Origin of the sequence: Edaphovirga cremea (genome assembly GCF_003332275.1) — a bacterium.
Classification (GTDB): Bacteria; Pseudomonadota; Gammaproteobacteria; order Enterobacterales; family Enterobacteriaceae; genus Edaphovirga; species Edaphovirga cremea.
Genome location: NZ_QOVA01000006.1, coordinates 240,786 through 265,364 on the forward strand (window position 1 = coordinate 240,786; position 24,579 = coordinate 265,364).

The window sequence follows — 24,579 nt, forward strand, 5'->3', positions numbered from 1 at the left end:
TAATTAAGGGTAACAACATGGCAGGACTTGCAACCGTGGCAAAGCTGGCGGGTGAAACTGTAGGGCAGGAGTTCCTGATTTTTACGTTGGGCGATGAAGAATACGGTATCGATATTCTCAAAGTGCAGGAAATTCGCGGTTACGATCAGGTCACGCGTATCGCCAATACCCCGGCATTCATCAAAGGCGTGACCAATCTGCGTGGCGTGATCGTCCCGATCATCGATCTGCGGGTTAAATTCGCCCAGCAAAACGTGGTGTACAACGAAAACACCGTGGTGATCGTACTGAATTTTGAACAGCGCGTGGTGGGCATTGTCGTTGACGGCGTTTCAGACGTGCTGTCGTTGAGCGCCGATCAGATTCGCCCGGCACCGCAATTTGCCGTCACGATGAAAACCGAGTACCTCACGGGTCTCGGTTCGCTGGGCGAAAGGATGCTGATTCTGGTTGACATCGAAAAACTGCTGAGCAGTGAAGAGATGGAATTGATCGAGACCGTCGCGACCGCCTGATCCCCTCCGGGACGCGGTCAGCCGCGTCCCAGCCTCTTTCCCACTCTTTCCGCTTATTTGCCATAAAGTTCCCCCCCGCCATGCCGATAACAGTGTCAGTCAGATCATTTAACAAGGGATAGCATGTTTAAGCGAATGAAAGTCGTCACCAGTATTGCCATTATGCTGGTGTTGTTCGGCGCTCTGCAATTAGCCTCCGGCGGTCTGTTTTTTGGTGCATTGAAGGAAGATAAAGAAAATTTCACAACCTCACAGCTGATTCGTCAGCAGCAGGCAGAATTGAATGCCAGTTGGATATATTTACTGCAAACCCGTAACACCCTGAACCGCGCCGGTATCCGTTTTATGCTGGATGCAAACCAGATGGGCAACGGGGCGACGGTGAAGGATCTGGTGGATATCGCGCAGAAAGATTTAAAGATAGCTGCCCAGCACTATGCCAACTATCAGAAAATCCCCCTCGACCCGAGCCAGGATCCCCGTGCAGCCGACGAGGTGAAAAAGAATTATGAAATCCTGCATGGCGCACTGTCCGAACTGATCGAATTGATCGGCATTGGTCGTATCAACGACTTTTTCGATCAACCGACGCAGGGTTTTCAGGAAGGTTTTGAAAAGGCTTTCGTCAGCTATATCGCCCATAACGATCAACTCTACAATAATGCCGTCAACGGCAGCCAGAAATCCTTCACCAACGCGATTTGGGTGTTGGGAACCGTCTTTGCGCTGGTGGTGCTGGTGATTATTTGTGCGTGGATGGGTATCCAGCACATCCTGATCCGGCCATTGAAGGTGCTGATCGACCACATCAAATATATTGCCAGCGGTGACCTGACGCATCCGATCGTCGTCGAAAGCCGCAATGAAATGGGGCAACTCGCGGCCAGTTTGCATCACATGCAAACCGAACTGATCGCTACCGTCAGCGGTGTACGCCACGGCGCGGATGCGATCTACAGCGGTGTCAGCGAGATTTCTGCGGGCAATAACGATCTCTCCTCGCGTACCGAGCAGCAGGCATCTTCCCTGGAAGAGACGGCTGCCAGCATGGAACAACTGACCGCGACGGTGAAACAGAATGCCGAAAATGCCCGTCAGGCCAGCCAACTGGCATTGAGCGCCTCCGAAACGGCGCAGAAGGGCGGCAAAGTTGTCGCGAACGTGGTGCAAACCATGCATGAGATTGCGGGCAGTTCGCAGAAGATTGCCGACATTACCGGCGTGATCGACGGCATCGCCTTCCAGACAAACATTCTCGCGCTGAATGCGGCAGTCGAAGCGGCGCGCGCCGGTGAACAAGGGCGTGGTTTTGCTGTTGTTGCCGGTGAAGTTCGCAATCTGGCGCAACGCAGCGCGCAGGCCGCAAAAGAGATCAAAGGGTTGATTGAAGACTCAGTCAGCCGCGTCGATACCGGTTCCGTGCTGGTTGAAAGTGCAGGCGACACCATGACCGATATCGTCAATGCGGTGACCCGTGTCACCGACATCATGGGGGAAATCGCGTCGGCGTCCGACGAACAGAGCCGTGGTATCGAGCAGGTGGGACTGGCTGTGACCGAGATGGATCGGGTGACGCAACAGAACGCCGCGCTGGTGGAAGAGTCCGCCTCAGCCGCCGCCGCACTGGAAGAACAGGCCAGCCTGTTAACGCAGTCGGTGGCCGTATTCCGCCTGAACGCAGAAACACACACGACCCCGGCACAACCATCAGGTATGGGCAAAACAGTGCTTACCCCGGCACCGCAAGGGTCGAAAAAACCCGTCACTGCGCAATCAAACGCAAATTGGGAAACCTTCTAAATCGACCAGCACCGCAACCGCCCGGCGTATTTGCCGGGCGGTTGGAGAAAATTGAATGACTCACCCGCGTCAGCAGTAAAGGAACACAGAGATTGGGCAACATCACAGCGTTTTCCTTGGGTGTAAAGGCGGGTATATGACGAAACAACCACCGGGCAATACCTCGGATACGTTGTCGATCATGGCGCAGATGGTGCAACGTCTGCCGTTATCTGACGTGCATTTCCGGCGCATTAGCCAACTCATCTACCAGCGTGCCGGCATCGTGCTGGCCGATCATAAAAGAGAGATGGTCTACAACCGTCTGGTCAGGCGGTTGCGTCTGCTCGGCGTTAGCGATTTTGGTCAGTACCTCGCGCTGCTGGAGAACGATCCCAACAGTGCAGAATGGCAGGCATTTATCAATGCACTGACGACCAACCTGACGGCCTTTTTCCGTGAGGCGCACCATTTCCCGATTCTGGCGGAACATGCCCGCTCGCGTCCCAACGGCTATAGCGTCTGGAGCACGGCGGCATCGACGGGTGAAGAACCCTATTCGATTGCCATCACGCTCAGCGAAGTGTTGGGCAATCGCGCCAGTGGTTGTCAGGTATGGGCCAGTGATATCGACACCCAGGTGTTGGAAAAGGCAACGGCGGGCGTTTACCGCCAGGATGAGCTCAGGACGTTGAGTCCGCAGCAGTTCCAGCGCTTCTTCCTGCGCGGTACGGGTCCGCATGACGGACTGGTGCGGGTCAGGCCGGAACTGGCGGCGATGGTGAACTTCCAGTCGCTCAACCTGCTGGCACCCGAATGGCCATTGCCCGGGCAGTTTGATGCCATATTTTGCCGCAACGTCATGATCTATTTCGACAAAGAGACGCAGGAGCGCATTTTGCGGCGCTTTGTTCCGTTACTCAAACCGGGTGGGCTGATGTTTGCCGGCCATTCTGAAAACTTCAGCCAAATCAGCCGGGAATTCTACTTGCGCGGTCAAACCGTGTATGGCCTGGCCAGGGAGAGGTAATGAATAAAATCAGAGTATTGAGCGTTGATGATTCCGCGCTTATGCGCCAGTTGATGACCGAAATCATCAACAGCCATCCCGATATGGAGATGGTGGCGACGGCACCCGATCCTCTGGTCGCCCGTGATTTAATCAAGAAATTCAATCCGGATGTGTTGACGCTGGATGTCGAAATGCCGCGCATGGACGGGCTGGACTTTCTGGAAAAACTGATGCGTCTGCGTCCGATGCCGGTAGTTATGGTGTCATCGCTGACGGGCAAAGGATCGGAGATCACCCTGCGTGCACTCGAACTGGGGGCGATCGATTTCGTTACCAAACCGCAGTTGGGGATCCGCGAAGGGATGTTGGCATACAGCGAGATGATTGCCGAGAAGATCCGTACCGCCTCGAAAGCGCGCCTCACGCAGCGCAATCAGGCGACCGATCCTAAATTGCTCAGCAACACGCCGCTGCTCAGCAGTGAAAAGTTGATAGTCATCGGATCGTCAACCGGCGGCACCGAGGCCATTCGCCATGTGCTGCAACCGCTGCCACCCACCAGCCCGGCGCTGATGATCACCCAGCATATGCCGCCAGGGTTCACCCGCTCCTTTGCCGATCGGCTGAACAAACTGTGCCAAATCACTGTGAAAGAGGCCGAGGATGGCGAACGGGTATTGCCCGGCCATGCGTACATTGCACCGGGCGATCGGCATATGGAACTGGCGCGCAGCGGTGCCAACTATCTGGTCAGGATCCACGATGGCGCGGCGGTAAACCGGCATCGTCCCTCGGTGGATGTACTGTTCCGTTCGGTGGCGCACTACGCCGGACGCAATGCGGTGGGGGTGATCCTCACCGGAATGGGTAACGATGGCGCGGCGGGGATGCTGGAAATGCACCGCGCGGGCGCTTATACGCTGGCGCAAAACGAGGCCAGTTGCGTGGTGTTTGGTATGCCACGCGAGGCGATTGCCAGCGGCGGGGTCAGCGAAGTGGTGGATCTCAGCCAGATGAGTCAGCGCATGCTGGCGCAGATCTCCGCTGGGCAGGCATTACGTATTTAGGGATCTGACCGGATGCGATTGATGCGCAATAGAGATCCTCGGCGACACATTAGTGGCTTTTGATGAGCATAAAACCTTAGGAGCAAATATGGCGGATAAGAATCTCAGATTTCTGGTGGTTGACGACTTTTCTACGATGCGTCGAATCGTCAGGAATTTGTTGAAAGAGTTGGGCTTCAACAACGTTGAAGAAGCGGAAGACGGGGCTGAAGCACTGAACAAGCTGCGCGCGGGCGGGTTTGATTTTGTGGTGTCCGACTGGAACATGCCGAACATCGATGGACTGCAACTGTTGCAAGCCATCCGTGGCGATGCCGCACTGTCAGCGCTGCCGGTATTGATGGTCACGGCGGAAGCCAAAAAAGAGAACATCATTGCGGCAGCACAAGCAGGGGCCAGTGGATATGTGGTCAAACCCTTTACTGCGGCGACCCTCGAAGAAAAACTGAATAAGATTTTCGAAAAACTGGGCATGTAAGGAGGCGGGAATGGCGATACATCAAATGCCAGAGCACGATGCGGCATCGGCAAGCGAGATTATTTCCCGCATCGGGCAGTTGACCCGTATGCTGCGCGACAGTATGCGCGAACTGGGGCTGGATCAGGCCATTGCGCAGGCAGCAGAGGCCATTCCCGACGCGCGCGATCGTCTGGATTATGTGGTAACAATGACTGCCCAGGCGGCTGAACGTGCGCTTAATTGCGTCGAAGCGGCACAACCGCGCCAGAACCAGCTCGAATCGGAGGCCAGGGCGCTGAAAGGGCGTTGGGATGAGTGGTTCGAAAATCCGCTTGAGTTGCCGGAGGCGCGGGTGTTGGTCACCGATACGCGCAACTATTTGGCAGAAGTGCCGGAGCATACGTCATTCACCAACGCGCAACTGTTGGAAATCATGATGGCGCAGGATTTTCAGGATCTGACCGGTCAGGTCATCAAGCGCATGATGGATGTGGTGCAGGAAATTGAAAAACAGTTGCTGATGGTACTCATGGAAAATATCCCGGATCAGCCGAGCAAACCAAAACGCGAAAACGACAGCCTGCTCAATGGCCCGCAACTCGACCAGAATGGCGTTGGGGTGGTTGCCAGCCAGGCACAGGTCGATGATTTACTTGACAGTCTGGGTTTTTGAATGACGTTACAACGTCACGTTTTATCGTTCTACACCGGTCTGGGGACGCACATCGCAGACCGGTCATTCGTTAAATAACCCCTATTTACACCCGCTGTTCCCGCCATCGTTAGCCACCTTTTTTGTCATGCTAGCCAGCAAAATTGACCTCAATGCGCCCGTCCTGTCTTTATTGGTCAGAACATTTTTGCCGGTACGCAATGAGAACTGGGTAACCTGAGTGGCTGAAGAAAGCGATCTGGAAAAAAGTGAGGCCCCCACACCCCACAAAATGGAGAAAGCCCGCGAAAAGGGACAGATCCCCCGTTCCCGTGAGCTGACCTCGATCCTGATGCTGGCCGCAGGAATGGCGTTGCTGTGGACGTCAGGGGAGTCCATGGCGCGCCAGCTTGCGGCGATGATTACCCAGGGATTGCATTTCGACCACGGGGTGATCAGCGATGACCGACAAATGCTCCGCCAACTGGGTATGTTGCTGAAAGATGCGGTCTGGGCGCTGTTGCCGATTATTTCCGGACTGGTGCTGGTCGCACTGGCCGCACCGCTGCTGCTGGGCGGGATCATGTTCAGCGGCGAATCCCTCAAACCGGATATCAACCGGATGAATCCGTTCTCCGGCATCAAGAAAATGTTCTCGTCGCAAACGTTGGCAGAGCTGCTGAAAGCCATTCTCAAAGCGATTCTTGTGGGGTGGGTGACCGGTTATTTTCTGCTGAGTTATTGGCCGGACATGTTGCGTCTGATGGCTGCACCGCCGGTTGCGGCGTTGGGTGACGCAATGAGCCTGATTGTGGGCTGCGGTTTTCTGGTACTGCTCGGGATGCTGCCTATGGTCTCTTTCGATGTGTTCTGGCAGATCTGGAGCAACATTAAAAAGCTGCGCATGACCAAGCAAGAGATCCGCGATGAGTTCAAGGAGCAGGACGGTGACCCGCATGTGAAAAACCGCATTCGCCAGCAGCAGCGCGCCATGTCGCGACGCCGCATGATGGCGGATGTACCGAAAGCGGATGTCATCGTCACCAACCCGACGCACTACGCCGTCGCGTTGCAGTACAACGACCAGAAAATGAGTGCGCCAAAAGTGTTGGCAAAAGGCGCGGGCGAGATTGCCCTGAAGATTCGCGAGTTGGGGAATGAACATCGGATCCCCATGCTGGAAGCCCCACCGCTGGCCCGCGCGTTATACCGCCATAGTGAGATCGGCCAGCAGATCCCGGCGACGCTCTATGCCGCGGTCGCGGAAGTCCTGGCCTGGGTCTACCAATTGAAGCGCTGGCGTCAAAGTGGCGGCCTCATCCCGAAAAAACCTGAACATTTACCAGTGCCGGACGCACTGGATTTTGCTGGAGAAAGTAATCGTCATGGCTAATTTGGTCGCGCTGCTGCGTTTACCGGGTAATTTTAAAGATACACAGTGGCAGGTGCTGGCCGGCCCTATCCTGATCCTGATGATCCTGTCGATGATGGTGCTGCCCCTGCCGCCGTTCATCCTCGATCTGTTGTTTACTTTCAATATTGCCTTGTCGATCATGGTGTTGCTGGTGGCGATGTTCACCCAACGCACGCTGGACTTTGCGGCTTTCCCGACCATTCTGCTGTTTTCCACGTTATTGCGTCTGTCGCTCAATGTTGCTTCCACCCGCATTATCCTGCTCGAAGGCCACACCGGTTCGGCGGCGGCTGGGCGGGTGGTGGAAGCCTTCGGCCACTTTCTGGTCGGCGGTAACTTCGCCATTGGTATTGTGGTGTTTATTATTCTGGTGGTGATTAACTTCATGGTGATCACCAAAGGTGCGGGGCGTATCGCGGAAGTCGGCGCGCGCTTCGTACTTGACGGTATGCCGGGTAAACAGATGGCGATCGACGCCGATCTCAATGCCGGTCTGATCGGTGAGGAAGAAGCGAAGAAACGCCGATCGGACGTGACGCAGGAAGCGGATTTCTACGGCTCGATGGACGGTGCGAGTAAATTCGTGCGCGGTGACGCCGTTGCGGGTCTGATGATTATGGTGCTCAACGTGGTCGGCGGATTGCTGGTAGGGATTGTGCAGCACGGTATGGAACTGGGTCACGCGGCGGAAACCTATACCTTGCTGACGATCGGTGACGGACTGGTTGCGCAGATCCCCGCGCTGGTCATTTCGACCGCGGCGGGTGTCATCGTTACCCGCGTCAGTACCGATCAGGATGTCGGCCAGCAGATGGTCAGTCAACTGTTCAACAACCCACGGGTGATGGTGCTCAGCGCCGGTGTTCTGGGATTGTTGGGGCTGGTGCCGGGAATGCCGAATCTGGTTTTCCTGCTGTTTACCGTGGCATTATTGGCGCTGGCGTGGTGGACGCGTGGCCGTGAAATAAAACCGGTGATGAACGTCGAGCCTCCGCTGCAAAAAGAGACCCAGCAGGCGGTAGAAGCAACCTGGTCTGACGTACAGCTCGAAGATCCGCTGGGAATGGAAGTCGGCTATCGGCTGATCCCGATGGTGGATTTCCAGCAGGACGGCGAACTGCTTGGGCGAATCCGCAGCATCCGTAAAAAATTCGCCCAGGAGATGGGCTATCTGCCACCCGTAGTGCACATCCGCGACAATCTGGAACTGGCGCCCGCCAGTTATCGCATTTTTATGAAAGGCGTGGAGATCGGCAGCGGTGAGGCGCATCCCGGCCGATGGCTGGCGATCAATCCGGGCAATGCGGCGGGCGATTTACCGGGTGAAAAAACCCAGGATCCGGCCTTCGGACTTTCTGCGATCTGGATTGAACCGGCGCTGCGCGAGCAGGCGCAAATCCAGGGTTTCACCGTCGTGGAGGCCAGTACCGTGGTGGCTACACATCTGAACCATTTGATTGGTCAATACGCCAACGAACTCTTTGGTCGGCAGGAAACCCAGCAGTTGCTGGATCGCGTGGCGCAGGATATGCCGAAACTGACGGAAGATTTCATCCCGAGCGTGGTGACACTGACCACGCTGCACAAAGTGTTGCAGAACCTGCTGGTCGAGCGGGTGTCTATTCGCGATATGCGCACCATCATTGAAACACTGGCCGAGCATGCGCCAAACCAGAGCGATCCACATGAACTGACGTCGGTGGTGCGCGTGGCGCTGGGCAGGGCGATCACCCAACAGTGGTTCCCCGGACAGGGTGAGATTCAGGTTATCGGGCTGGATACGCCGCTCGAACGCCTGTTGCTGCAAGCGTTGCAGGGGGGCGGTGGATTGGAGCCGGGTCTGGCGGAGCGCCTGCTTGAACAGTCGCAGCAGGCCGTTCAGCGTCAGGAAATGCTCGGGGCGCCGCCGGTGTTACTGGTCAATCACGCACTGCGCGCGCTGCTCTCTCGTTTCCTGCGCCGCTCGCTGCCGAATCTGGCGGTGCTGTCGAATCTTGAACTGAGCGATAACCGGCAAATCCGTATGACCTCAACGATCGGAAGTGCGTCATGAAAATTCTGCTAATTGGTCTGGCGTTACTGATCCCGACGGCCGGTTATGCGGCGTCTGGCAGTTGGGCTGCTGACGACACTGGCGTAATCCTGACTTTGCGCGGCAGGGTGGCTTCATCCAACCCCTTGCGTGCACCGGCAGGTGCCGCCATCGGCCAGGAATTGATCGCTACCGTTGGCTGGCGCTATAGAATCCTGGGCCCGACGCCCGCAGGGTTGCAGGTGAAACTCTGTGCTGTTGCGCGTTGCATGGCGATCGAGGGTGAGAGCGGGCAGAGTCGCGGGTTAGCTGGCGAGGCGGCCAACAGCGATCTGCGGTTTGTTTTTTCTGTCGAAGGGAAAGGGGCATTAAACCCGCCGCTGCGAGTCATCAGTAATCAAGTTATTGTCAATTATCAGTAAAGCAAACAGGCCGTCGATGAATACTCTGCGGCCTGTTAGTTGCGAATTATGGCGTGCCGTGAAACGGTTAAATACTGATCTTGCGACCTGGAATTCCCGCACCCCGCGATTGACCATTGGGTCCATACAGGGTGTTTTGTCCCACCCGGGTATTGAGAACCGTCAACGCTTCGCTGTTGCGGATAATCTGCTGCTCCAGCAATAAACCATTATGTTGATTACGCTGATTGAGCGTTGCCGTGAGCCGCTGTATCTCCTGCCAAAGCGGGACGAGCGATCGCTGGGCAGCATAAGGCGCACTGACGCGCTGCTCTTTTTCGGCAAGTTGGCGCTGCTGGTTTTGATAATCCAGGGTGGTCAGCAACGAACTTTTTTGTTCGGTAATACGCTGTAGTGCCACGCCATTGACCAGCCCGGAGCACAGCAGCGTTTGCTCCGCATTCACCGTACTGTCGAGAGCGTTAAGCGTTTCAAGGAGTGCGTTCAGGGCTTCAGCTAATGACGGCATGCATTAATTACCTTTCAGAAAGTCCTGGGTATCACGCAGCAGCGCATCAGCAATCTTACCGGTATCCATGGTCAACTGCCCGGTGCGAATAGCGGTTTTAAGCTCTTCCACTCTTTTCATATCAATATCTTGCGACCCCGGTTTCATCAGGCTGGATTGCGCTGCACTGAGGCTGACCTGCGTACCCTGAGCGTCGGTTTTGACTTCGCTCCTGGCTTTGCGTGACTGTATGGCCGATTCTGTATTCTCTCGCGACTGCACCTGAGTGACCGGCTGCAGGGGCTGAGTACGATCGATACTCATAGTGTTCTCCCAAAATGGCGGGACTGACCTGACGAACCCGCGAATGACTCTCTGTAGAATATTATCGACAGGTTGTCAGATAACTTTAATTTATTGTGCATGGGTAAAAAATTACAGCATCAGGCGGATTGAACCGTCTTCACTGGCCACGCCGTTGACGATTTGCCCTGAAGCCATTCTGACCCGGACATTGTCTTCGGCGGCAGCATTGTTCATGGCCTTGCCTGAACTGGAGGCATTGAAACCCGAACCCTGCGCCAATACCTGAACGTTTTGCCCAGCGCGAATGACCCACGCACGGCGGATCATCGTAAAGGTCAGCGGCTGGCCGGGGTTGATATTACGTAAACTCACCGCGCCCAAAGCCTGTTTGGCGTTCAAGACGACGCGAACCGGCAGGGTGTCCAGACGACCCGTCTTCTGCTGCAAATCAGCCAAGGCCAGAGCGCTGCCACTGTGGATCGAGTGCGCGGCAACCCAGTAATTCCCGGTGACTTGCACCTCGGTTTGCACGAAGCGCCGCACCTCTGCACAGCGTACCGATAGCGATAACCGACCCCACGCGCGGCCGTTGGCTGGCAGCGAGATCTGCGGATCGACACAAACTGGCCACTGCTCCTGTGGCGTAATGACCTGTGTTTTGACCTGCACTGTACTGTTGGCATAGTGCTGGCTGAAAAACGCGGCAATCTGGCTATCGAGGTCGGCAGCCATCACCGGCACGCAGGCCGTCATCACCCCCGTCGCCAGCAAAAACACCACCCCAGAACCTGTTCGCATGGTCATTCCAGCACTCACCTGTTATCTCACTCATGATCCAGTTTACCGCGTCCGGGTTTTGCTCAAGGGGACAAATAGCGGGGCATTTTGCGCTTATTCCCGCGATGGGCTGGCATGACGGGCGTTTATGCTGTCGGCTCCAAATTCTAACCTTGCGGAGGGAGCATGCTCGATAAATTGGACGCGGCTCTGCACTTTCAACAAGAGGCGCTCAATCTGCGCGCCCAGCGTCAGGAAATTCTGGCAGCAAACATCGCCAATGCCGATACCCCCGGTTATCAGGCGCGTGACATCGATTTTGCCAGCCAACTGAACAAAGTGATGGAGCAAGGGCGCGCCAGCGGTAGCGGCATGTCTCTCAACCTGACGTCGACTCGCCATATCCCGGCGCAAAATACCCAGCCACCGGATCTGGATCTGCTGTTCCGCGTACCGGATCAACCGGCACTGGACGGCAACACGGTCGACATGGATCGCGAGCGTACTAACTTCGCGGATAACAGCCTGAAATACCAAACCAGCCTGACGGTGATGAGCGGTCAGATCAAAGGGATGATGTCGGTACTGCAACAAGGATAAGGCGCATGTCGCTGCTTAATATTTTTGATATTTCCGGTTCGGCACTTTCCGCCCAGTCACAACGTATGAACGTCAGTGCCAGCAACATGGCCAATGCCGACAGCGTGACCGGACCGGACGGCCAGCCTTATCGCGCAAAAGAAGTGGTTTTTCAGGTTGCTGCGGCACCCGGCCAGGAGACGGGCGGTGTTCGCGTGGCACAGGTTGTCGACTCCACGGCACCGGATCGCATGGTCTATCAACCGGGCAACCCGCTGGCCGATGCCAAAGGCTACGTCAGAATGCCGAACGTGGATGTGGTGGGTGAAATGGTCAATACCATCTCCGCCTCACGCAGCTATCAGGCCAACGTGGAAGTGCTCAATACCACCAAATCGATGATGCTCAAAACCCTCACCCTGGGCCAGTAACCGGAGATAACCATGTCGATCATTACCAAAGTCAATGAGTCTACAGATAACACTGCGGTATCGGCTGCCAGCAAAACCACCAGCACCAGTGAAGATCTACAAAGCAGCTTCCTGACGTTATTGGTAGCGCAACTCAAGAATCAGGATCCTACCAACCCCATGGAAAACAACGAGTTGACCACGCAGTTGGCGCAGATCAACACGGTGAGCGGTATTGAAAAACTCAACACCACGCTCGGTGCCATTTCCGGTCAGATCAACAACAATCAATCATTGCAAGCCACGACCCTGATCGGCCACGGCGTAATGATCCCGGGTAAAACCATTCTGGTCGGCAGCAAAGAAGGGATCGTCAGTACCACGCCGTTGGGACTCGAATTGGAGAGAAGTGCCGACAGCGTCAGTGCCACCATCACCGATGCCACTGGTAAAGTCGTGCGCAACCTCAATCTGGGCGGGCAGAGTGCGGGCGTCCACACCTACAGTTGGGACGGGAAACTGGAAGATGGCACCAACGCGCCGGATGGCTCTTATACCATCAATTTCAACGCCTCCGGCAACGGTGAACAGATGGTTGTTCAACCCCTGCAATATGCGCTGGTCAATGGCGTGACCAAAGACAGCAGCGGCGCCGTGCTGGATCTGGGCGTATATGGCACCAGCACGCTGGATGATATCCGGCAGATTCTGTAACGCGGCAAAACCTTTTTACAGGCAGGGATCCCCGGTCTGTTACTGCAAGACCGCCGCGTGAAGGCAGGTCTTGCACCTCTATTTAAACGGAGAGAAACATGGGCTTTTCTCAAGCAGTCAGCGGCCTCAATGCGGCAGCAAGCAATCTGGATGTTATCGGTAATAACATTGCCAACTCAGCCACGTCTGGTTTCAAATCTTCCAGCGTTTCCTTTGCTGACATGTTCGCGGGTTCCAAAGTCGGTCTGGGCGTGAAAGTGGCTGGCGTCATGCAGGACTTTACCGATGGCACCACCACGACCACCAACCGGGGGTTGGATGTCGCTATCAGCAATAACGGATTTTTCCGCCTGCAAGACAGCAGCGGCGGGATCTTCTATTCGCGTAACGGCCAGTTCAAACTGGACGAAAACCGTAATCTGATCAATATGCAGGGCCTGAGCGTAACCGGGTTCCCGGCTGCGGGATCACCGCCGACGATCCAGCAGGGCGCACAACCCGTGCCATTGAGCGTACCGGCCACAATGATCTCCGCCAAACCAACGTCGACCGCCACCATGGTCGCCAACCTGAACTCGACCCACGACATTATTGATAGCACCACTACGCCGTTTGATATCAATAACGCCAACAGCTACAGCTACAAAAACACCATTACCGTCTATGACTCGTTGGGTAATGCGCACAATAACAATATCTATTTCATCAAGACGGCATCGAACCAGTGGGACATCCGTTCTGATGACACCAGCCTTCCGACCTCGAACCAGCAAAAAATCGGCAGCATGACCTTCAACCCGAACGGTACGCTGGCCAGTACGTCGGATGCCACGGGTGCGGTCTCCGATCCGGCCTTCACGCTGAACCTGCCGGTTGATCCGGTAAACGGCTCTGCAGCCGGTCAGACAGTTGCACTGAGTTTTGCCAGCAGCATCCAGCAGAACACCAGCGACAACGTGGGATCGCTGACCCAAAACGGCTACACCGCAGGCCAGTTGATCGGTTATCAGATTAACGAAGATGGCACGCTGGAAGGGATCTACTCCAACCAACAGACACAGTTGTTGGGACAAATCGTTCTCAGCAACTTTGCCAACCCGGAAGGTCTGGCGTCGCAGGGCAACAACGTCTGGCAGGCGACCCAAAGTTCAGGTCAGGCAATCACCGGCCTGGCGAACAGCGGCAGCTTCGGCACGTTGACCAGCGGTGCGCTGGAGTCGTCCAACGTCGACCTGAGTAAAGAATTGGTGAATATGATCGTGGCACAGCGTAACTACCAATCGAATGCGCAAACCATCAAGACTCAGGATCAGATCCTGCAAACGCTGGTTAACCTGCGTTAATCGCGCTGATGGGACAGGACAATGGATCACGCAATTTATACGGCGATGGGCGCAGCAAGCCAGACGCTCAACCAGCAGGCGGTCACGGCCAACAATCTGGCCAACGCCTCAACGCCCGGTTTTCGTGCGCAATTGTCGGCGCTGCGTGCCGTGCCGGTAAACGGCCAATCGCTGCCGACCCGCACGCTGGTCACGGCCTCCACGCCGGGGTCGGACACGCGTCAGGGTGCGCTGGATTACACCGGGCGCCCGCTTGATGTGGCACTGCAACAGGACGGTTTTTTGGCCGTGCAATTGGCTGACGGCACGGAAGCTTATACCCGCAACGGGAATATTCAGATCAACGCCAATAGCCAATTGACGGTGCAGGGTATGCCGCTGATGGGAGACAACGGTCCTATCGAAATTCCGCCGCAGGCTGAACTGACCATTGCCGCAGATGGCACCATCACTGGGCTGAATCCCGGTGATCCACCGACTACCGTGGCACAGATTGGTCGCCTGAAATTGGTTAATGCCACCGGCAATGAATTGCAGCGTGGCGATGACGGCCTGTTCCACCTGACGGCGGCCACGCAACAGCAGCGCGGTAACACATTGCAGAATGACCCATCACTCCGGGTGATGCCCGGCGTGATCGAAGGCAGCAACGTAAAACCGGTTGAGACCATGGTAGACATGATCGCCAACGCCCGACGCTTTGAAATGCAGATGAAAGTCATCCACAGCGTAGATGAAAACGAACAGCGCGCTAACCAACTGTTAGCCATGAGTTAAGCGCGAAGGCGCAGAGGAACGAGTCATGATTCCATCACTATGGATCGCCAAAACCGGTCTGGATGCCCAGCAGACCAACATGGACGTGATCGCCAATAACCTGGCAAACGTCAGCACCAATGGTTTCAAACTCCAGCGCGCCGTGTTTGAGGATCTGCTGTACCAAACCGTGCGTCAACCGGGTGCCCAATCCTCCGAGCAAACCACTCTGCCGTCCGGCCTGCAAATCGGTACCGGTGTACGGCCAGTGGCGACTGAGCGCCTGCACAGTCAGGGCAATTTGTCTGAGACCAGTAACAGCAAAGATATCGCCATCAAGGGCCAGGGCTTCTTTCAGGTGCAGATGCCGGACGGCACGCTGGCCTACACCCGCGATGGATCTTTCCAGGTCGATCAGAACGGCCAACTGGTCACCTCCAGCGGTTTTCAGGTTCAGCCTGCTATCACCATTCCGGCCAATGCCCTGTCGATCACGGTCGGCCGTGACGGCATTGTCAGCGTTACCCAACAGGGGCAAACCGCGGCACAGCAGGTCGGGCAGTTAACGTTGACCACCTTTATCAATGACAGTGGTCTCGAGAGTGTCGGCGAAAACCTCTATCAGGAAACCGAAGGTTCAGGCGCGCCGACAGAAAGCACGCCGGGCCTGAATGGCGCAGGACTGCTGTATCAAGGTTATGTTGAAACGTCCAACGTCAACGTGGCAGAAGAACTGGTCAACATGATCCAGACCCAACGCGCCTATGAAATCAACAGCAAAGCGGTTTCTACCTCCGATCAAATGCTGCAAAAACTGACCCAGTTGTAAGGTAAACCCGCCGGGAGGATTTATTCCTTCCGGCAGAATTATGCTGTTCCCTAAGAACACGTTAAGGCGAAATCTGTGTTGATCGATAAAGTTTGGCTGACTACGCCGCTGCTGATGATGATTATCAACGGCTGCGCCTACATTCCCCATGCGCCGCTGGTTGACGGCAGCACGTCGGCGCAACCGGCCCCGGCAACGGCAGCCGTACCCAATGGATCGATTTTCCAGACGGTACAACCGATGAACTACGGTTATCAGCCACTGTTTGAGGATCGTCGACCACGTAACGTTGGCGACACATTGACTATCGTATTGCAAGAGAACGTCAGCGCCAGCAAAAGCTCTTCAGCCAATGCCAGCCGCAATGGCAGTTCCACTTTTGGTCTGGATACCACACCGCGTTACCTCGAAGGACTGTTTGGCAATGACCGCGCCGCGCTGGACATCAAAGGCGAAAACACTTTCGGTGGCAAGGGCGGGGCAAATGCCAACAACACCTTCAGCGGGACACTGACGGTCACGGTCAATCAGGTTCTGGCGAACGGTAACCTGCACGTGGTGGGCGAAAAACAGATCGCCATCAACCAGGGCACCGAGTTCATTCGTTTCTCCGGAGTTGTCAATCCGCGCACCATCAGCGGTGCCAACGCAGTGGTTTCAACCCAGGTGGCCGATGCGCGCATTGAATATGTGGGTAACGGTTATATCAATGAAGCTCAGAACATGGGCTGGATGCAGCGATTCTTCCTCAACGTTTCGCCGTTCTAAGAGGCTTTCCATGTGTAAACAACTCATGATCGGATTCACTTTGGCCTTGACGGCACTGATCTCTTTTCAAGCCGGGGCGGAACGTATCCGCGATCTGGTGTCTGTTCAGGGCGTGCGTGACAATGCCCTGATTGGCTACGGGCTGGTGGTCGGGCTGGATGGCTCCGGCGACCAGACCATGCAAACCCCATTTACCACGCAAAGCCTGAATAACATGCTCTCGCAACTGGGGATCACCGTGCCTGCCGGAACCAACATGCAATTGAAGAACGTTGCGGCGGTGATGGTCACGGCCAAACTGCCGCCGTTCTCGCGTGCCGGTCAACAGATCGATATCGTCGTCTCATCAATGGGCAACGCCAAAAGCCTGCGCGGCGGTACGCTGCTGATGACGCCGTTGAAAGGTGTCGATAATCAGGTTTATGCGCTGGCACAGGGTAACGTGCTGGTGGGTGGCGCAGGCGCGTCTGCTGGTGGCAGCAGTGTGCAGGTCAACCAACTGGCCGGTGGGCGCGTGACCAATGGTGCAACCATCGAACGTGAATTGCCGACGACGTTCGGTACAGAAGGGGTGATCAACCTGCAATTGAACACGGACGATTTCTCGCTCGCCCAGCAGGTAAGTGATGCGATCAACCGCCAACGCGGCATAGGTACCGCATCGCCCCTTGACTCGCGCACCATCCAGGTTCTGGTTCCTCGCGGCAACAGCTCGCAGGTTCGCTTCCTTGCTGATATCCAGAACATCAATGTCACTGTCGGCCCGATGGATGCCAAGGTGATCATCAACTCGCGTACCGGTTCTGTGGTCATGAACCGTGATGTAACGCTCGATAGCTGCGCGGTGGCGCAAGGAAATCTCTCTGTGGTGGTCGATCAGCAAAATATCGTCAGCCAGCCGGACACCCCTTTTGGTGGTGGGCAGACCGTTGTCACCCCGAATACCCAAATCTCTGTGCGCCAGCAAGGCGGCTCACTGCAACAGGTTCAGTCGAGTGCCAGCCTGAACAATGTCGTCCGCACGCTGAATGCGCTGGGGGCAACACCGATCGATTTGATGTCTATCCTGCAAGCGATGAAAACCGCGGGCTGCCTGCGTGCCGATTTGGAAATTATCTAATGAGTGATATCAGTTCGCTGTCCAGCGCCGCCTGGGATGCGCAGTCATTGAATGCCTTGAAACGTGACGTTGGCAAAGATCCTCAGGCGCACCTGAAACAGGTCGCACAGCAGTTTGAAGGGGTGTTTGTGCAGATGATGTTGAAAAGCATGCGCGCAGCACTGCCGAAAGATGGGATCCTCAGCAGCGATCAGACACAACTCTATACCTCCATGTACGATCAGCAAATCGCCCAACAGATGTCTGAAAAAGGGCTGGGTATGGCCGACATGATGGTGAAACAGCTATCCGGCAATCATCCTGCGCCCAGTGAAACCGCGGGAACCGTACCGATGGCACTGGACAATGACGTGCTGCAAACCTTGCCGCTGCAAGCGCTGGACCAGATGATGCGCAAAGCCATTCCTTCGGCACCGGACAGAACGGCAGGGGGCATGAATGCCGCCCGGAGCAATGGCGAATTTGTTTCACGCCTGACGATCCCGGCACAGCTAGCCAGCCAGCAGAGCGGCATTCCGCACCAACTGATTATGGCGCAGGCTGCATTGGAGTCGGGCTGGGGACAACGCGAAATCCCGACCGCTGACGGAAAACCCAGTTACAACCTGTTTGGCATAAAAGCGGGCAGCAACTGGCAGGGTGACAGCACAGAAATCACCACCACCGAATTCTCAAACGGCGTGGCGAAGAAAGTGAAAGCCAGTTTCCGCGTTTACGGTTCTTACGTCGAGGCCATCGCGGATTACGTAAAACTCCTGACCAACAATCCGCGCTACGCACAGGTTGCTGCCGCAAATACGCCAGAACAAGCTGCGCATGCGCTGCAAGCAGCGGGCTATGCGACGGATCCGCTGTATGCCAAGAAGCTGGTGAATCTGATTCAGCAAATGAAGGATACCAGCAGCAAGGCAGTACGAGCCTACGATCTCCACACCCTCTTCTAGTGAGGGGGATGGCTACTGCGCGTCGCCACTGCGGGCTTGTGCAGTGCTCGTAATCCTCATGGACCTTGTGTCCACTCCGGTTACTGCGCGCTGTACGCACCCACATTGGCTTAGCTCGCTACGCCCTTTAGATTGGCAGTCAAAGGCAAAATAATTCCAGGTTTTGCATTTTACAATGTCACATTTTAGGGGGAGCCGTAGGATGAGGTTCCCGGAGGGATGCCTCGCCTGCGGGTAGACCCGTGTATCTCGATCTTGATGAGACGATAGCTCGCTACGCCTTTGTTCCGGGTTAAACAAATCGCGTGATTTTTTCCTCAAGTTTTTAAGGCTCTTACCGATAACTGAGTCAGGCTGGATCGGGCATGGCTCTCATCTCAGCACCGTTTAACACGCAGCCGGTGACGCTGAACAGGCGCTGGCAGTCAAAGGATTTACTATGTCCAACAGCTTAATCAATACGGCGATGAGCGGACTGAATGCAGCGCAGGCGGCACTCAGCACGGTCAGCAACAATATCAGTAACGCCACCACTGCGGGTTATAACCGCCAGAATGCCATCATTTCACAGGCATCAGGATCCAGCTCCATGCAAGGTTATATCGGTAACGGGGTTACGGTGACGGGTATCAATCGCGAGTACAACCAGTTTGTGGTCAATCAGTTACGCAATGCTGAAACCAAAAGCAGCAGCTTGACCAGCTATTACAATCAAGTGTCGCAGATTGATGATTTACTGTCGGATACCACCAACAACCTGTCGTCAACGTTGCAGAGCTTTTTTAGCAGCATCCAGAGCATGACCAGTGCCGCTGACGATACCGCTGCGCGTCAAACCGTCATCGGCAAAGCGCAAGGGCTGGTTAACCAATTCCAGAGCTCGGACAAATATTTAAGCGATCTCGACAGCGGTGTGAACCAGCAAATCACCGACACGGTCGCGCAAATCAACAATTACTCGCAGCAAATCGCCAAACTCAACGACCAGATTACCCGGACGCGCGGAAGCAGCGGCGGCGTAGAACCGAATGCCCTGCTGGATCAGCGTGATGAACTGGTCAGCAATCTTAATAAACTGGTTGGCGTAACCGTCACCCAACAGGATGGCGATGCGTATAACGTCGCTTTTGCCGACGGTACCGTGCTGGTGCAGGGTACCAACTCCTACAGTTTGCAGGCGTTGCAATCGAGCAGCGATCCAAACCGCATCACCGTGGGTTACATCAACAACGGCGCTTCGCAGCCGATTGAAATCGCAGAAAACCGTATCACTACCGGCACTCTCGGCGGAATATTGAACTTCCGCACGCAATCCCTGGATCCCGCCAGAAATCAACTCGGCCAGATTGCCCTCACGATGGCAGACAGCTTTAACAAAGTGCAGGAAGCGGGATACGATCTGAATGGCGACAAAGGCGAGGCTTTCTTCAGCTTCAGCGACCCCTCAACGATCCCTAATGCCAAAAATACCGGAATGGCGTCGCTGTCAGTTGCTTACACGGATACCGCAAAAGTTCAGGCCAGCGATTACAAGATGTCCTTCGACGGCAGTAATTGGCAGGTCACGCGTATTTCAGACAATGCCAACATCAAAGCAACGACGGGTATGGATGCAAACGGCAAGCCAACACTCAGTTTTGATGGACTGAATGTCACGGTTTCGGATGCAACCGCAGCCAAAAAGGGTGACAGCTTCACCGTGAAAACGGTCACCAACGCAGCGACCAACTTGAAAGTTGAGATCTCAGACTCGGCAAAAATCGCCGCAGCCTCTGAAGAAGACGGTGGCGTGAGCGACAACCGCAATGCGCAGAAAATGTTGGATCTGCAAACGGCCAAAGTCGTGCAAGGCAAATCCACACTGACTGCTGCGTATGCCAGTCTGGTCAGCAGCGTGGGTAATCAGACCAGCACTGCCAAAGTCAACAGCACGACACAGACCAATATCGTGACGCAGTTGAGCAACCAGCAGCAATCTATTTCCGGGGTCAATCTCAACGAAGAGTACGGCGATTTGCAACGTTATCAGCAATATTACCTCGCCAACGCTCAGGTTATTCAGACCGCGTCGACCCTGTTCAATGCGCTGATGGATCTCCGCGCCTAACAACTTATAAGGACCTGACACCATGCGTTTCAGCACCAGCATGCTGTATCAGCAAAACATGAATGGCATTGCCAACAGCCAGTCGAAATGGCTCGATGCCGGTCTGCAACTTTCTACAGGGTTGCGGGTGAACAAACCGTCAGACGACCCCATGGCCGCGTCCCAGGCGGTGATGACCATTCAGTCGCAGGCGCAAAATAACCAGTACACGCTGGCGCGTACGTTTGCCAATCAAAATATGAGTCTGGAAGAGTCGATTCTGGGAAACGCGACAACGACTATCCAAGGTGTTCAGGCGCTGATTGTTGAAGCGGGCAACGGCTCGCAGAGTGACGATGACCGAGCGTCGCTGGCTACCAAATTGCAGGGGCTGAAAGACCAGTTAGCCAATATTGCCAACAGTACCGACGGCAATGGCCGCTTCATCTTCGCAGGTTATAAAAGTGACTCGGCTCCCTTTGTCACGGATAAAGACGGTAACGTTAGCTACAAAGGTGGGGAACAGGCCATCCAGCAAAAAGTCGATGCCAGCCGAACGATGACCGTCAGCCATACGGGTACCGATGTTTTCCTGTCAGTGACGGGGAATGCGCTCAAAGAGCCAGACGGTACTGCGGGTGAAAGTGATATGTTCAAAACGATCGATGGCGTATTGGCGGCATTGAAAAAACCACAGGCTGATACTACGCCTGAGGAATACAGTGCCGCCATGGATAAAGCCAACCGGGGAATGAGTAATTCGCTCAATAACGTGCTGACGGTGCGGGCTGAACTGGGTACCCAGATGAATGAGCTGGACACGTTGGACAGCATCGGCAGCGATCGTACCCTGACCAATAAAAATCAGCTCAGTGCATTGCAGGATACTGACTGGAATGCGGCCATTTCAACCTACTCCATTCAGCAGGTCGCGTTGCAGGCAGCCTATAAAACTTTCACTGATATGCAAGGTATGTCGCTGTTTGAACTAAACCGCTAATCCGCAACTGACCTGCCTGAACTCCGGCAGGTTTCTGTTTTAAGTGTACTTAAACCGGGTGCACTTACTTGGGTATGTCACCCTTTCTCACCAAGTTGAGGGTGGCATACCGTTTTTTTCTGCCACGGTCATTTTAACCGCTACGCAAACAGAACCAGCATCAGTGGGAAAACAAAGGGTGCCATCAGCGAGGTAATAATGCCGCAGATAACCAGCGCCAATGAACTGAACGCCCCTTCCTGAAAATCCATCTCGGCGCAACGGGCGGTTCCCAAGGCGTGCGACGCGGTTCCCATCGCCAGACCACGGGACGCCTTCGTGGTTATCTTGAGGACATTAAACAGGGCATGCCCCAATACCGCACCAAGAATACCGACAAAAATCACACAGACGGCGCTGATTGCCGGGATCCCGCCAATGGACGTGGCAACCGCCATGGCGATAGGCGTTGTGACTGATTTTGGCAGAATCGAGGCGGCAATTTCTGGCGTTGCTCCCATCCATAAGGCAATCGCCGTGCCACTGACCATGGCGGTAATGCTGCCGATAAAACAGATACTGATAATGGATTTCCAGCGTGCGCGGATCTGATGAAGTTGCTCATATAACGGAAAAGCCAAAGCGACCACGGCTGGTTGCAGAAGATCGTTGAGTATTTTGCTGCCCGCGAAATAGTGTGCATATGGCGTATTTGTCAGCAGTAACAACGGGATAATAATCACCATCGAAACCAACAGCGGATTAAGCAACGGCATTTTAAGACGCTTCGCCAATTTCCGTGCACCAAAAAAGACCGCCAACGTCAGGGGCAGCGACCACCAGATATAGCTCATGGTTTGTCCTCCGGCCCTGGGACATCTTTGCCAACAATCGGGCGCTCGCGGTGGACATAATGGGAACTGTAAGCGACAACCAACATCACGATGAGCGTACTCACTGCACATGAGACCACCAACGGGCCAAACTGGCTGCGCAATTGGTCATAATAACTCATCACACCCACGCCAATCGGCACGAACAACAGGGCCATATAACGGATCAGCAAATGGCAACCGGGTTTGACCCATTTCGGCGGCAGAATTTGCGAAGAGAGCAGGGCAAAGAGGATCAGCATACCGATAATACTGCCTGGAATGGTGATGGGCAGCAGCGCTGAAATCGCATTACCTAAAAATAAGCAGAGATAAATCAATGCGAAAGCGCGGATGAACTGCCAGCAAAGAGTCAACAGATTGCGCATAGAAGATGTCCTGATTAACGTAGGCATTCATCATACAATTAATGATTAAAATGTGCTACCGATCACACCATGAAATAACGCCATGTCTGCTATGCGTGAGGTACCGCATGTGTCTTGGCTAATTGATAACCCCGCCAAAACAGCGCCAGACCTACCAACGTCGCGAACATCAGCACCACAAACAGCATCTCAGGCAGGGTATACGCCAGCACAAAACCACTGACCACGGGTATGAGAGCGCCGCCGAGATTACTGAGATTCTGCACACCATAATAACTGCCTTTCAGATGAGGCGGGGCAATATAGTCGATGAACAGATACTCCACGGGAATAACAATAATCTCTCCCAGAGAAAAAATCGCCATTGCCAGCATCCATAGCGGAATTGAATGTTGGGCCAGCATGAAGCCCGCCAACCCGACTATGAAAAACGCGCTGCCTACAACCAGCCAACGCATCAGGTTTTGCTGATTCAGGCGTTTGCTGAACACATACTGCAAGGTAATGACAATTCCGGCATTCACCGGCATAACGGCACCAATCACCTTATAGGCGAAGTCGGCATCTGCGACGGTAATCAGGTATTGCGACAGGTACCCGGCAAACTGAGCGAAAACCATGGTACCCAGCGTACTGCCAAGCGTGAAGTAAATCAGGCGTTTATCCTGGCGCAATATGGTGGCGGTTTGCCGAAACGTCAGGCGCTGTTGTGCCACTGGCATCTGTTCATCGACCAGCGGCTGCGGCATTCCCCAGCGATAGAACATATAGCCGAGGGCGGCAGCGGCCAGTCCGGCAATCAGCCCGGAAATGACAAAAGGGGAGATCACGTCGCTGGTGGCGGCAAAGACACCAATAGGAGGCCCGATCGCCCAGCCAACGTTAACCAGCGTGTAGTTGGCCGAAAATGCCCTGATGCGTCGCTCGACGGGAAGATAATCGGCATAGCAGGCTTTTATCGCGATCCCCAGAATCGAATAGGCTGAATAGAGCACGGCGAGAAACACGATCACCCAGAGCTTGCTTGCATAGAGCGGTAGCAAAAACAAAGAGATCGAAAACAGGGCGATACAGATCAAAATCAGCGGTCGCTTACTGAATTTATCGACCAGATACCCGCCATAGAAACTGGTAAATATCGCCAGCGTCAGGCTGATACCCAGCACCAGCCCGACCCATTGGGTGGTCAGTTGCAAATGCTCTGCGAGATAAATCGTCATAAACGGCAGGGTAATAGCGCGCCCGATGGTGAGCATCAGGGACGTAACGAGCAGCGCTTTAATCAGCGACGGGAATCCATTCATTGTGGGGACTTTGGGAAAGTTGACAAACTTGAGGGATAACATAGCGGATTCAGGGGTTTAATCAACCCTGACGGTTGATCGTTTTAGTGTTTATTTGCGTATAAGTGGCTTGTTTCAAAGCGATTTTGGAGCAAATTTCGGTTATGTATTCGGTGAAGAGTTTGTTTTTAAGGGCGGATTCTGAGCAGGTTTCGGTTGATATCAGTGTTACATCTGATTGTTAAAGGAAGGCTTTGTTGGTTGATTGCTTTGGCTTGGTTTTCTTTCTTCTGATGTGAAGATCGGCAATCAAGCAGGGGGCGAAGCGCGCCCCCTGCACCCGCGCTTTCCGCAGCATAAATTGCCCACTGCGTGGGTTCCTTCGGTTGTCATTGCGGCGGACGGGCCGGCTTTAGGCTACAGGTCCCTGTAGCCGGACGCCTTTCGCCGCCATCCATGGCGGCTCATCCCTGCCTCCATTCCGCCCTCAGCAATTTATGATGCTCGGGGGAAGGTCAAAGACAAAAGAAATAATCAAAAGAGAAAATGAAAACATCAAGATTGTCTCAATTCATTATCATTTT

General features: G+C 54.8%; 26 protein-coding genes. 20 read left to right on the forward strand and 6 right to left on the reverse strand.

Translation table 11 applies throughout. From position 1 onward, the window contains the following. Nucleotides 1-17 precede the first annotated feature (17 nt). The 9 genes from cheW to DRI82_RS11305 all read left to right on the forward strand — a co-directional run bounded on the left by cheW (nucleotide 18) and on the right by DRI82_RS11305 (nucleotide 9,353). The gene (gene cheW / locus DRI82_RS11265) at nucleotides 18-515 is read left to right on the forward strand and encodes a chemotaxis protein CheW (RefSeq protein WP_114193636.1); all 498 of its coding nucleotides are present in this window, start codon (nucleotides 18-20) and stop codon (nucleotides 513-515) included. A 123-nt stretch (nucleotides 516-638) separates the two neighbouring features. Beyond that, nucleotides 639-2,315, forward strand: coding sequence for a methyl-accepting chemotaxis protein (locus DRI82_RS11270; protein WP_114193638.1), 1,677 nt, complete (start codon nucleotides 639-641; stop codon nucleotides 2,313-2,315). Nucleotides 2,316-2,451: 136 nt separating this feature from the next. Then, nucleotides 2,452-3,324, forward strand: coding sequence for a protein-glutamate O-methyltransferase CheR (gene cheR / locus DRI82_RS11275; RefSeq protein ID WP_114193640.1), 873 nt, complete (start codon nucleotides 2,452-2,454; stop codon nucleotides 3,322-3,324). Then, complete coding sequence (locus tag DRI82_RS11280; RefSeq protein WP_114193642.1) at nucleotides 3,324-4,373, forward strand: protein-glutamate methylesterase/protein-glutamine glutaminase; 1,050 nt, start codon at nucleotides 3,324-3,326, stop codon at nucleotides 4,371-4,373. Before cheR ends, DRI82_RS11280 begins: the two co-directional genes overlap by 1 nt. 88 nt (nucleotides 4,374-4,461) lie before the next feature. Continuing rightward, nucleotides 4,462-4,851 carry a chemotaxis response regulator CheY gene (gene cheY, locus DRI82_RS11285; protein WP_114193644.1) on the forward strand — a complete coding sequence of 130 codons (390 nt, stop codon included), beginning with the start codon at nucleotides 4,462-4,464 and terminating at the stop codon, nucleotides 4,849-4,851. A 10-nt stretch (nucleotides 4,852-4,861) separates the two neighbouring features. Further along, nucleotides 4,862-5,506: a protein phosphatase CheZ gene (gene cheZ / locus DRI82_RS11290; protein ID WP_114193646.1), complete on the forward strand. Its 645-nt coding sequence runs from the start codon at nucleotides 4,862-4,864 to the stop codon at nucleotides 5,504-5,506. Nucleotides 5,507-5,726: 220 nt separating this feature from the next. Continuing rightward, nucleotides 5,727-6,878, forward strand: coding sequence for a flagellar biosynthesis protein FlhB (gene flhB, locus DRI82_RS11295; protein WP_114193648.1), 1,152 nt, complete (start codon nucleotides 5,727-5,729; stop codon nucleotides 6,876-6,878). Beyond that, nucleotides 6,871-8,952, forward strand: coding sequence for a flagellar biosynthesis protein FlhA (gene flhA, locus DRI82_RS11300; protein ID WP_114193650.1), 2,082 nt, complete (start codon nucleotides 6,871-6,873; stop codon nucleotides 8,950-8,952). Before flhB ends, flhA begins: the two co-directional genes overlap by 8 nt. After that, nucleotides 8,949-9,353 (forward strand): flagellar protein FlhE, encoded by a 405-nt coding sequence (locus DRI82_RS11305; RefSeq protein WP_114193652.1) that lies wholly within the window; start codon nucleotides 8,949-8,951, stop codon nucleotides 9,351-9,353. The genes flhA and DRI82_RS11305 overlap by 4 nt, the downstream gene beginning before the upstream one ends. Before the next feature lie 67 nt (nucleotides 9,354-9,420). On the opposite strand, the gene flgN is transcribed toward DRI82_RS11305, so the two are convergent. The 3 genes from flgN to flgA form a co-directional block, all read right to left on the reverse strand. Continuing rightward, a complete protein-coding gene (gene flgN, locus DRI82_RS11310; protein ID WP_114193654.1) occupies nucleotides 9,421-9,861 on the reverse strand; it encodes a flagellar export chaperone FlgN in 441 nt (146 codons plus the stop codon). Nucleotides 9,862-9,864: 3 nt separating this feature from the next. Then, on the reverse strand, nucleotides 9,865-10,164 hold the full coding sequence (gene flgM / locus DRI82_RS11315) for a flagellar biosynthesis anti-sigma factor FlgM (protein WP_114193656.1): 300 nt from the start codon (nucleotides 10,162-10,164) through the stop codon (nucleotides 9,865-9,867). A gap of 111 nt (nucleotides 10,165-10,275) precedes the next feature. Beyond that, nucleotides 10,276-10,944 (reverse strand): flagellar basal body P-ring formation chaperone FlgA, encoded by a 669-nt coding sequence (gene flgA / locus DRI82_RS11320; protein ID WP_114193658.1) that lies wholly within the window; start codon nucleotides 10,942-10,944, stop codon nucleotides 10,276-10,278. 165 nt (nucleotides 10,945-11,109) lie between these two features. Between flgA and flgB the strand changes: the two genes are divergently transcribed. The 11 genes from flgB to flgL all read left to right on the forward strand — a co-directional run bounded on the left by flgB (nucleotide 11,110) and on the right by flgL (nucleotide 21,472). Beyond that, the gene (gene flgB / locus DRI82_RS11325) at nucleotides 11,110-11,523 is read left to right on the forward strand and encodes a flagellar basal body rod protein FlgB (protein WP_114193660.1); all 414 of its coding nucleotides are present in this window, start codon (nucleotides 11,110-11,112) and stop codon (nucleotides 11,521-11,523) included. A 5-nt stretch (nucleotides 11,524-11,528) separates the two neighbouring features. Then, entirely contained in the window at nucleotides 11,529-11,933 is a 405-nt protein-coding gene (gene flgC, locus DRI82_RS11330; RefSeq protein ID WP_114193662.1) for a flagellar basal body rod protein FlgC, read from the forward strand. Between the two features lie 12 nt (nucleotides 11,934-11,945). Then, a complete protein-coding gene (gene flgD / locus DRI82_RS11335; RefSeq protein ID WP_114193664.1) occupies nucleotides 11,946-12,626 on the forward strand; it encodes a flagellar hook assembly protein FlgD in 681 nt (226 codons plus the stop codon). A 98-nt stretch (nucleotides 12,627-12,724) separates the two neighbouring features. After that, on the forward strand, nucleotides 12,725-13,969 hold the full coding sequence (gene flgE, locus DRI82_RS11340; RefSeq protein ID WP_114193666.1) for a flagellar hook protein FlgE: 1,245 nt from the start codon (nucleotides 12,725-12,727) through the stop codon (nucleotides 13,967-13,969). A 21-nt stretch (nucleotides 13,970-13,990) separates the two neighbouring features. Continuing rightward, nucleotides 13,991-14,746: a flagellar basal body rod protein FlgF gene (locus DRI82_RS11345; protein ID WP_114193668.1), complete on the forward strand. Its 756-nt coding sequence runs from the start codon at nucleotides 13,991-13,993 to the stop codon at nucleotides 14,744-14,746. A gap of 25 nt (nucleotides 14,747-14,771) precedes the next feature. Beyond that, on the forward strand, nucleotides 14,772-15,554 hold the full coding sequence (flgG, locus tag DRI82_RS11350; RefSeq protein ID WP_114193670.1) for a flagellar basal-body rod protein FlgG: 783 nt from the start codon (nucleotides 14,772-14,774) through the stop codon (nucleotides 15,552-15,554). A gap of 114 nt (nucleotides 15,555-15,668) precedes the next feature. Beyond that, entirely contained in the window at nucleotides 15,669-16,322 is a 654-nt protein-coding gene (locus tag DRI82_RS11355) for a flagellar basal body L-ring protein FlgH (protein WP_245956820.1), read from the forward strand. Nucleotides 16,323-16,332: 10 nt separating this feature from the next. Then, nucleotides 16,333-17,442: a flagellar basal body P-ring protein FlgI gene (locus DRI82_RS11360; RefSeq protein ID WP_425452646.1), complete on the forward strand. Its 1,110-nt coding sequence runs from the start codon at nucleotides 16,333-16,335 to the stop codon at nucleotides 17,440-17,442. Beyond that, on the forward strand, nucleotides 17,442-18,386 hold the full coding sequence (gene flgJ, locus DRI82_RS11365; protein WP_114193674.1) for a flagellar assembly peptidoglycan hydrolase FlgJ: 945 nt from the start codon (nucleotides 17,442-17,444) through the stop codon (nucleotides 18,384-18,386). Before DRI82_RS11360 ends, flgJ begins: the two co-directional genes overlap by 1 nt. A 439-nt stretch (nucleotides 18,387-18,825) precedes the next feature. Beyond that, nucleotides 18,826-20,493 (forward strand): flagellar hook-associated protein FlgK, encoded by a 1,668-nt coding sequence (gene flgK, locus DRI82_RS11370; protein ID WP_114193676.1) that lies wholly within the window; start codon nucleotides 18,826-18,828, stop codon nucleotides 20,491-20,493. Nucleotides 20,494-20,515: 22 nt separating this feature from the next. Continuing rightward, nucleotides 20,516-21,472, forward strand: coding sequence for a flagellar hook-associated protein FlgL (gene flgL / locus DRI82_RS11375; RefSeq protein WP_114193678.1), 957 nt, complete (start codon nucleotides 20,516-20,518; stop codon nucleotides 21,470-21,472). Between the two features lie 140 nt (nucleotides 21,473-21,612). Here the strand turns inward: flgL and DRI82_RS11380 are convergent, their stop codons facing one another. The 3 genes from DRI82_RS11380 to DRI82_RS11390 all read right to left on the reverse strand — a co-directional run bounded on the left by DRI82_RS11380 (nucleotide 21,613) and on the right by DRI82_RS11390 (nucleotide 24,016). After that, nucleotides 21,613-22,305, reverse strand: coding sequence for a CidB/LrgB family autolysis modulator (locus DRI82_RS11380; protein WP_114193680.1), 693 nt, complete (start codon nucleotides 22,303-22,305; stop codon nucleotides 21,613-21,615). Continuing rightward, nucleotides 22,302-22,712, reverse strand: a complete 411-nt coding sequence (locus DRI82_RS11385) for a CidA/LrgA family protein (protein ID WP_114193682.1) — start codon at nucleotides 22,710-22,712, stop codon at nucleotides 22,302-22,304. Before DRI82_RS11385 ends, DRI82_RS11380 begins: the two co-directional genes overlap by 4 nt. A gap of 89 nt (nucleotides 22,713-22,801) precedes the next feature. Next, nucleotides 22,802-24,016, reverse strand: a complete 1,215-nt coding sequence (locus DRI82_RS11390) for an MFS transporter (RefSeq protein WP_114193709.1) — start codon at nucleotides 24,014-24,016, stop codon at nucleotides 22,802-22,804. Nucleotides 24,017-24,579 lie beyond the last annotated feature (563 nt).

Excerpts from the sequence above, each read along its gene's own strand:
- cheY (WP_114193644.1), top strand. The coding sequence starts at position 4,462 with ATGGCGGATAAGAATCTCAGATTTCTGGTGGTTGACGACTTTTCTACG.
- flgE (WP_114193666.1), top strand. The coding sequence starts at position 12,725 with ATGGGCTTTTCTCAAGCAGTCAGCGGCCTCAATGCGGCAGCAAGCAAT.
- DRI82_RS11345 (WP_114193668.1), top strand. The coding sequence starts at position 13,991 with ATGGATCACGCAATTTATACGGCGATGGGCGCAGCAAGCCAGACGCTC.
- DRI82_RS11380 (WP_114193680.1), bottom strand. The coding sequence starts at position 22,305 with ATGAGCTATATCTGGTGGTCGCTGCCCCTGACGTTGGCGGTCTTTTTT.
- flgD (WP_114193664.1), top strand. The coding sequence starts at position 11,946 with ATGTCGATCATTACCAAAGTCAATGAGTCTACAGATAACACTGCGGTA.
- flgJ (WP_114193674.1), top strand. The coding sequence starts at position 17,442 with ATGAGTGATATCAGTTCGCTGTCCAGCGCCGCCTGGGATGCGCAGTCA.
- DRI82_RS11360 (WP_425452646.1), top strand. The coding sequence starts at position 16,333 with ATGTGTAAACAACTCATGATCGGATTCACTTTGGCCTTGACGGCACTG.
- DRI82_RS11390 (WP_114193709.1), bottom strand. The coding sequence starts at position 24,016 with ATGAATGGATTCCCGTCGCTGATTAAAGCGCTGCTCGTTACGTCCCTG.
- flgM (WP_114193656.1), bottom strand. The coding sequence starts at position 10,164 with ATGAGTATCGATCGTACTCAGCCCCTGCAGCCGGTCACTCAGGTGCAG.
- cheW (WP_114193636.1), top strand. The coding sequence starts at position 18 with ATGGCAGGACTTGCAACCGTGGCAAAGCTGGCGGGTGAAACTGTAGGG.
- DRI82_RS11305 (WP_114193652.1), top strand. The coding sequence starts at position 8,949 with ATGAAAATTCTGCTAATTGGTCTGGCGTTACTGATCCCGACGGCCGGT.
- DRI82_RS11355 (WP_245956820.1), top strand. The coding sequence starts at position 15,669 with ATGATGATTATCAACGGCTGCGCCTACATTCCCCATGCGCCGCTGGTT.
- flgK (WP_114193676.1), top strand. The coding sequence starts at position 18,826 with ATGTCCAACAGCTTAATCAATACGGCGATGAGCGGACTGAATGCAGCG.
- DRI82_RS11385 (WP_114193682.1), bottom strand. The coding sequence starts at position 22,712 with ATGCGCAATCTGTTGACTCTTTGCTGGCAGTTCATCCGCGCTTTCGCA.
- flgB (WP_114193660.1), top strand. The coding sequence starts at position 11,110 with ATGCTCGATAAATTGGACGCGGCTCTGCACTTTCAACAAGAGGCGCTC.
- cheR (WP_114193640.1), top strand. The coding sequence starts at position 2,452 with ATGACGAAACAACCACCGGGCAATACCTCGGATACGTTGTCGATCATG.
- DRI82_RS11270 (WP_114193638.1), top strand. The coding sequence starts at position 639 with ATGTTTAAGCGAATGAAAGTCGTCACCAGTATTGCCATTATGCTGGTG.
- cheZ (WP_114193646.1), top strand. The coding sequence starts at position 4,862 with ATGGCGATACATCAAATGCCAGAGCACGATGCGGCATCGGCAAGCGAG.
- flgC (WP_114193662.1), top strand. The coding sequence starts at position 11,529 with ATGTCGCTGCTTAATATTTTTGATATTTCCGGTTCGGCACTTTCCGCC.
- flgL (WP_114193678.1), top strand. The coding sequence starts at position 20,516 with ATGCGTTTCAGCACCAGCATGCTGTATCAGCAAAACATGAATGGCATT.
- flhA (WP_114193650.1), top strand. The coding sequence starts at position 6,871 with ATGGCTAATTTGGTCGCGCTGCTGCGTTTACCGGGTAATTTTAAAGAT.
- flgA (WP_114193658.1), bottom strand. The coding sequence starts at position 10,944 with ATGCGAACAGGTTCTGGGGTGGTGTTTTTGCTGGCGACGGGGGTGATG.
- flgG (WP_114193670.1), top strand. The coding sequence starts at position 14,772 with ATGATTCCATCACTATGGATCGCCAAAACCGGTCTGGATGCCCAGCAG.
- flgN (WP_114193654.1), bottom strand. The coding sequence starts at position 9,861 with ATGCCGTCATTAGCTGAAGCCCTGAACGCACTCCTTGAAACGCTTAAC.
- DRI82_RS11280 (WP_114193642.1), top strand. The coding sequence starts at position 3,324 with ATGAATAAAATCAGAGTATTGAGCGTTGATGATTCCGCGCTTATGCGC.